This is a genomic window from Roseateles sp. (genome assembly GCF_039595595.1).
Lineage (GTDB): Bacteria > Pseudomonadota > Gammaproteobacteria > Burkholderiales > Burkholderiaceae_C > Roseateles.
Window position 1 is genome coordinate 97,862 of sequence record NZ_JBCNLG010000019.1, and the last position, 6,631, is coordinate 104,492.

5 protein-coding genes are annotated in these 6,631 nt (G+C 70.7%); all 5 read left to right on the plus strand.

Annotated features, from left to right (window positions below; genetic code table 11):
* Positions 1-33: 33 nt before the first annotated feature.
* The 5 genes from bioA to ABDW61_RS19855 all read left to right on the plus strand — a co-directional run bounded on the left by bioA (position 34) and on the right by ABDW61_RS19855 (position 6,495).
* Complete coding sequence (bioA, locus tag ABDW61_RS19835) at positions 34-1,365, plus strand: adenosylmethionine--8-amino-7-oxononanoate transaminase (RefSeq protein ID WP_343641148.1); 1,332 nt, start codon at positions 34-36, stop codon at positions 1,363-1,365.
* Positions 1,355-2,560 (plus strand): 8-amino-7-oxononanoate synthase, encoded by a 1,206-nt coding sequence (locus ABDW61_RS19840; protein WP_343641149.1) that lies wholly within the window; start codon positions 1,355-1,357, stop codon positions 2,558-2,560. The genes bioA and ABDW61_RS19840 overlap by 11 nt, the downstream gene beginning before the upstream one ends.
* Positions 2,557-3,279 (plus strand): dethiobiotin synthase, encoded by a 723-nt coding sequence (gene bioD / locus ABDW61_RS19845; protein ID WP_343641151.1) that lies wholly within the window; start codon positions 2,557-2,559, stop codon positions 3,277-3,279. Before ABDW61_RS19840 ends, bioD begins: the two co-directional genes overlap by 4 nt.
* A gap of 2 nt (positions 3,280-3,281) precedes the next feature.
* Positions 3,282-4,370 (plus strand): biotin synthase BioB, encoded by a 1,089-nt coding sequence (gene bioB, locus ABDW61_RS19850; RefSeq protein WP_343641152.1) that lies wholly within the window; start codon positions 3,282-3,284, stop codon positions 4,368-4,370.
* 109 nt (positions 4,371-4,479) lie between these two features.
* Positions 4,480-6,495: an acetyl/propionyl/methylcrotonyl-CoA carboxylase subunit alpha gene (locus tag ABDW61_RS19855; RefSeq protein ID WP_343641153.1), complete on the plus strand. Its 2,016-nt coding sequence runs from the start codon at positions 4,480-4,482 to the stop codon at positions 6,493-6,495.
* Positions 6,496-6,631 lie beyond the last annotated feature (136 nt).

The following is a 6,631-nucleotide window of genomic DNA, read 5'->3' on the forward strand; positions in this document are numbered from 1 at the left end:
TCGCGCCGTTGTTTCCCAAGAGCTGAGTTCCGAATGTCTGAAGCAGTACGACAAGACTGGCAGCGCCGCAGCCTCGCGGCGGTCTGGCACCCATGCACGCAGATGGCGCGCGCGCAGGACGTGCCGCCGCTGCCGATCGCGCGCGGCGAGGGCCCCTGGCTGATCGACCACGAGGGCCGACGCTATTTCGATGCCAACAGCTCGTGGTGGGTCAACCTGTTCGGCCACGCCGACCGGGCCCTCAACGACGCGATCAAGCAGCAGCTCGACACACTGCCGCACGTGATGCTGGCCAGCTGCACGCATGAGCCGGCCGTGCGCCTGGCCGAGCGCCTGTCCGCACGCACCGGCGGCGCGCTGGGCCATCTGTTCTTCGGCAGCGATGGCGCCTCGGCGGTCGAGATCGCGCTCAAGCAGAGCTTCCACAGCTGGCGCAACCGCGGCCGCGCGGACAAGCGCGAGTTCGTCTGCCTGCGCAACGGCTATCACGGCGAGACCATCGGCGCGCTCGCGGTCACCGATGTGGCGATCTTCCGCGACGCCTACGATCCGCTGCTGATGCGCAGCCACATCGTGGCCTCGCCCGATCAGCGCCTGGGCAACGAGGCGCAGGCGCTCGGCGAAATGCGCGCGCTGCTCGCCGGGCGGCATGAGCACATCGCCGCCGTCATCGTCGAGCCGCTGGTGCAGGGCGCGGCCGGCATGTCGATGTACGCGCCGTCCTACCTGAAGGCGCTGCGCGCGCTGTGCTCCGAATTCGGCGTGCACCTGATCGCCGACGAGATCGCGGTCGGCTGCGGCCGCACCGGCACCTTCTTCGCGTGGGAGCAGACCGCGCCGGCCGCGAAGGCCGACTGGCCCGACTTCCTGCTGCTGTCCAAGGGCATCACCGGCGGCACGATGGCGCTGTCGCTGGTGCTGACCACCGACGAGGTCTACGAGGCCTTCTGGTCGCAGGACGTGACGCGCGGCTTCCTGCACTCGCACAGCTACACCGGCAACCCGCTGGCCTGCGCCGCAGCGAACGCGGTACTGGACCGCTTCGACGCGGGCCAGCTCGAACGCAACCAGCAACAGGCCGCGTGGCTCACCGCGGCCTTCGCGCCACTGGCGGCCGATCCACGCGTCACGCACCTGCGCCAGCGCGGCATGATCCTGGCCTTCGACATCAACCCGGCGACCACCGTGCCGGTCGAACGCTTCGCCGAGAAGTTCCATCTCGCCGCGCGCGAGCACGAGTTGCTGATCCGCCCGATCGGACAGACCGTCTACCTGATGCCGCCCTATCTCATCGACGAAGCGGCCGCGACCTTCCTCGCGGCGGCGGTGGCCGCGACGCTGGAGGAGGTGGTCCATGCTGCTTGATCATCTGCAGGCCAAGCTCGATGCGATCCGCGCGCAGGACCTGACGCGCTTCACCCGCATCGCCGAGACCGGCACCGCGCCGCGCCAGACCGTGCGAGGCGCCGATGGCATCGCGCGCGAGCTGACGATGTTCTGCTCGAACGACTACCTGGGCCTGGCCGCGCATCCGGCCGTGGCCGAGGCACTGGCCGAAGGCGCGCGGCTTTACGGCGGCGGCTCCGGCGCCTCGCCGCTGGTCAGCGGCCATTCGCGCGCGCATCACGAGGTCGAGGCGCTGCTGGGCCGCTGGTTCGAGCCGCACATCCCCGGCGCCCAGGCGATCGGCTTCTGCACCGGCTACATGGCCAACCTGGCGGTGGTGACCGCGCTCGGCGATGCCGACGCGGAGATCTTCAGCGAGACGCTGAACCACGCCTCGCTGATCGACGGCACGCGCCTGGCCAAGGCCAGGGTGACGCGCTATGGGCACTGCGATGTCCAGGGGCTGCGCGGGCAGCTCGCCGCGAGCACGGCGCGCGTCAAGCTGATCGTCACCGATGCGGTGTTCAGCATGGACGGCGACATCGCGCCGCTGCCGGCACTGCTTCAGGCGGCCGAAGACTTCGATGCCTGGCTGATCGTCGACGACGCCCATGGCCTGGGCGTGCTCGGCGCGACCGGCGCCGGCTCGCTCGAGCACTTCCAGCTGCGCAGCGAGCGCCTGATCGTGGTGGGCACGCTGGGCAAGGCGGCGGGGCTCGCGGGTGCCTTCGTCGCCGCCCATCCCACCATCACCGGCTACCTGCTCCAGGCCGCGCGCAACTACATCTTTTCGACCGCCTCGCCGCCCGCGGTGGAGCATGCGCTGCTGACCAGCCTCGCGCTGATCCGCGGCGAGGTCGGCGATCAACGCCGCCGCGCGCTGCGCGCGCTGCAGTCGCGGCTGCGCGCGGGCATCGCGGCGATGCTGGACCGTCATCCCGCGCTGACCTGGAAGCTGGCCGACTCCGAGACGGCGATCCAGCCGCTGATCGTCGGTGGCAACGCCGAGGTGATGGCGCTGGCCGCGGCGCTCGAGCGCGAGGGCCTGCGCGTGCCGGGCATCCGTCCGCCGACCGTGCCCAAGGGCGAGGCGCGGCTGCGCATCACGCTGTGCGCGACGCACGCGCAGGCCGATGTCGACCGCCTCGTCGCCGCGCTGGAGGCCTGCGCATGAGCTCTCCGCATCCGCTGCATGGCTTCTTCATCACCGGCACCGACACGGAGATCGGCAAGACCTGCATCACCGCCGGTCTGACCTTCGCCTTCGATGCCATCGGCCGTTACACCACGCCGATCAAGCCGCTGGCGGCCGGCCAGGCGCGCAGCGCCGAAGGCATCTGGGTCAACGAGGACGTCGCGCTGCTGCATGCCGCGCAGCGCCAGGGCATGACGATGGACGAGGTCGGCCCGCTGCAGTTCCGCGAACCCTGCGCGCCGCACATCGCGGCCAGGCTCGAAGGCCGCGCGATCGACCGCGACGCGCTGCTCGCGGCGATCCGGCGCTCGGCGTCGAAGGGCGACTTCGCGCTGATCGAGGGCGTCGGCGGCTTTCGTGTGCCGCTGACCGACCGCTGGGACACGGCGGATCTGGCCGTCGATCTGGCCATGCCGGTGGTGCTGGTCGTCGGCCTGCGGCTGGGCTGCATCAACCACGCGCTGCTGACGGCCGAGGCCATCCTGGCGCGCGGCCTGCGGCTCGCCGGCTGGGTCGCCAACACCGCCGATCCCCATCAACCCCATGTGGCGGACAATCTGGCCGCCTTGCGCGCCGGCCTCGACGAGGCCCTGGACGCGCCGTGCTGGGGCCACGTGCCCCGGCTCAACGATCCTTCCCCCGCGGCCGTGGCCGCGCACCTGCAGCAACCGCTGCTGCTGAACGCCTTGAAAGCATGACGATGAAGCAGACCGTCAACCAGATCCAGACGCTGACCCCGACCACCGACGAGCAGCGCCGCAACGCCACCCCCTGGACGGTGAACGAGATCGCCGCGCTGTTCGAGCTGCCCTTCAATGACCTGCTGTTCCGCGCGCAGCAGGTGCACCGCGAGCACTTCGACCCGAACGCGGTGCAGCTCTCGACGCTGCTGTCGATCAAGACCGGCGGCTGCGAGGAGGACTGCAAGTACTGCCCGCAGTCGGCCCACTTCGACACCGGGCTGAAGGCCGAGAAGCTGATCCCGCTCGAGGAAGTGATGGAGGCCGCCCGTGCGGCCAAGGCCAATGGCGCGACCCGGTTCTGCATGGGCGCGGCGTGGCGCTCGCCCAAGGAGCGCCACCTGGAGGCCATCGGCGAGATGATCACCGAGGTCAAGGCGCTGGGCCTGGAGACCTGCCTGACGGCCGGCATGCTGGCCGACGGCCAGGCCGAGCAACTGCGCGAGGCGGGTCTGGACTACTACAACCACAACCTCGACACCTCGCCGGAGTTCTACGGCCAGATCATCACGACGCGCACCTACCAGGACCGTCTGGACACGCTGGAGCGCGTGCGCGGCGTGGGCCTGAAGGTGTGCTCGGGCGGCATCGTCGGCATGGGCGAGACCCGCCGCCAGCGCGCCGGCCTGATCGCGCAGCTGGCCAACCTGGATCCGTATCCGGAGTCGGTGCCCATCAACAACCTGGTGCAGGTCGAGGGCACGCCGCTGGCGGGCACCGCCGCGCTGGATCCGTTCGAGTTCATCCGCACGATCGCGGTGGCCCGCATCACGATGCCGCGCGCGATGGTGCGGCTGTCCGCCGGCCGCGAGGAGATGCCAGAGACCATGCAATCGCTGTGCTTCCTGGCCGGCGCGAACAGCATGTTCTACGGCGACAAGCTGCTGACGACGAGCAATCCGCAGGCCGAGAAGGACCGCCAGTTGATCGCGCGCCTGGGCATGCACTGCGCGACCGAGGCCGGGCTGAGCGCCGATGCCGACGGTGATCGCGCCGGCTGCGCGCCTGCGGGCGAGGGCGCCGCGGCGTCCTGCGGCCATCGTCACTGATCGCGCCCTTGCGCCGCTTTGCGCGGCTTTGCGCGCCATTCGAGCGCACCCGGCGCCCGCGGTCACAAGCCGCGGCGCGCCGAGGACCTGACAGCATGAGGAGACACCCGTGTTCAAGAAGATCCTGATCGCCAACCGCGGCGAAATCGCCTGCCGCGTGGCCGCCACCGCCCGGCGCCTGGGCGTCAAGACGGTCGCCGTCTATTCCGATGCCGACGCGAATGCGCGCCACGTCCGCGCCTGCGACGAGGCCGTTCGCATCGGCGGCCCCGCGCCGCGCGACAGCTACCTGCAGTGGCAGCGCATCCTGGACGCCGCGAAGGCCACCGGCGCGCAGGCCGTCCATCCGGGCTACGGCTTCCTCAGCGAGAACGAGGAGTTCGCGCAGGCTTGCGCGGACGCGGGTCTCGTGTTCATCGGCCCGCCGCCGTCGGCGATCCAGGCGATGGGGCTGAAGGCGGAATCCAAGCGCCTGATGGAGCAGGCCGGCGTGCCGCTGGTGCCGGGCTATCACGGCGCCGATCAGGATCCCGCGCTGCTGCGCCGCGAGGCCCGGCGCATCGGCTATCCGGTGCTGATCAAGGCGAGCGCGGGCGGCGGCGGCAAGGGCATGCGCGCGGTGCATGCGGATGAGGAGTTCGAAGCCGCGCTGGCGTCCTGCAAGCGCGAGGCGATCAACAGCTTCGGCGACGACGCGGTGCTGATCGAGCGTTATGTCCAGCGGCCGCGCCACATCGAGATCCAGGTCTTCGGCGACAGCCATGGCGACTGCGTCTACCTGTTCGAGCGCGACTGCTCGGTGCAGCGCCGCCATCAGAAGGTGCTGGAGGAGGCGCCGGCGCCCGGCATGACGGCCGAGCGCCGCGCCGAAATGGGCGCCGCCGCGGTCGCGGCCGCGAAGGCGGTCGGTTATCAGGGCGCCGGCACGGTCGAGTTCATCGCGGAGCAGGACGGCCGGTTCTACTTCATGGAGATGAACACGCGGTTGCAGGTCGAGCATCCGGTGACGGAAGCGATCACGGGGCAGGACCTGGTCGAGTGGCAGCTGCGCGTCGCCGCCGGCGAGCCGCTGCCGCTGAAGCAGCACGAGCTGCGCATGCACGGGCATGCGATCGAGGCCCGCATCTGCGCCGAGAACCCGGAAGGGGGCTTCCTGCCAGCGACTGGACGTTTGTCGGTGGCGCGCTGGCCGGCGCACGCGGCGTTCGAGACGGCGCCGGTGCGGATTGATTCCGGCGTGGGGGAGGGGGATGAGATCAGCCCCTTCTACGACTCGATGATCGCCAAGCTGATCGTCTGGGGCGAGACGCGCGAGCAGGCGCTGGCGCTGCTGGACGCTTCGCTGCGCGACACGCACATCGTGGGGCTGCACACCAATGTCGCCTTCCTGCGGCGCTGCGCGGCGACGGACTCGTTCGCGAAGGCGGACCTGGACACGGCGCTGATCGAGCGCGAGAAGGCGGCGCTGTTCGGCCAGCCGGGACTGGCGCTCGCGGAGGCGGCGGCGGCGGTGGTCGCGCACACGCTGGCGGAGGAGGCGGCGACGGAGTCGGCCGATCCCTGGAGCCGCCGCGACGGCTGGCGCTTGTTCGGCGCAGCGCAGCGGCGGTTCGAACTCGACATCGATGGCATCCATCATCAGGTGCTGCTGTCGCGACATCATCACGGCAGCCTGTCGCTGACGCTGCCGGGCAGAGAGGGCCGCGAGGGCAGCGAAGGCGGTGGGGCGATCGCGCTGGCGGTGCGCTCGGGCTCGCCGGAGCGGCATGAGCTCTACCTCGACGAGCGCCGCGTGGCGGTGTCGACTTACAAGGTCGGCGAGCAGGTGGCGGTGTTCGGGGCGCACGGATCGGCGATGGTGACCGAGGTCGACGTCATCGCCCACGCGGGCGAGGGGGGATCGGAAGGCGGCCGGTTGACCGCGCCGATGCCCGGCAAACTGGTGGCCTTCCTGGCCCAGGCGGGCGATAGCGTGACCAAGGGGCAGCCGCTTGCGGTGATGGAGGCCATGAAGATGGAACACACGATCACCGCGCCGCGGGATGGCGTCGTGGCGGAACTGCTGTTCGCGGTCGGCGATCAGGTCGGCGACGGCGCTGAACTGCTGCGGCTGCAGGCAGCCTGAAGACCCTCACCCCCGCCCTTGTATGTAGCAAAGTACGCCCAGGCCGCCACAGGCCGACCCGCCCAGGGTAGGCGCTTGGGCGCCATACCGAGGGAGAGCGAGGGTCGTGGCGGCCGACCTCGGTTCGTCATGAACA

Bases quoted from the DNA above. Each gene is read 5' to 3' on its own strand.
- bioD (WP_343641151.1), top strand. From the start codon at position 2,557: ATGAGCTCTCCGCATCCGCTGCATGGCTTCTTCATCACCGGCACCGAC.
- bioB (WP_343641152.1), top strand. From the start codon at position 3,282: ATGAAGCAGACCGTCAACCAGATCCAGACGCTGACCCCGACCACCGAC.
- bioA (WP_343641148.1), top strand. From the start codon at position 34: ATGTCTGAAGCAGTACGACAAGACTGGCAGCGCCGCAGCCTCGCGGCG.
- ABDW61_RS19840 (WP_343641149.1), top strand. From the start codon at position 1,355: ATGCTGCTTGATCATCTGCAGGCCAAGCTCGATGCGATCCGCGCGCAG.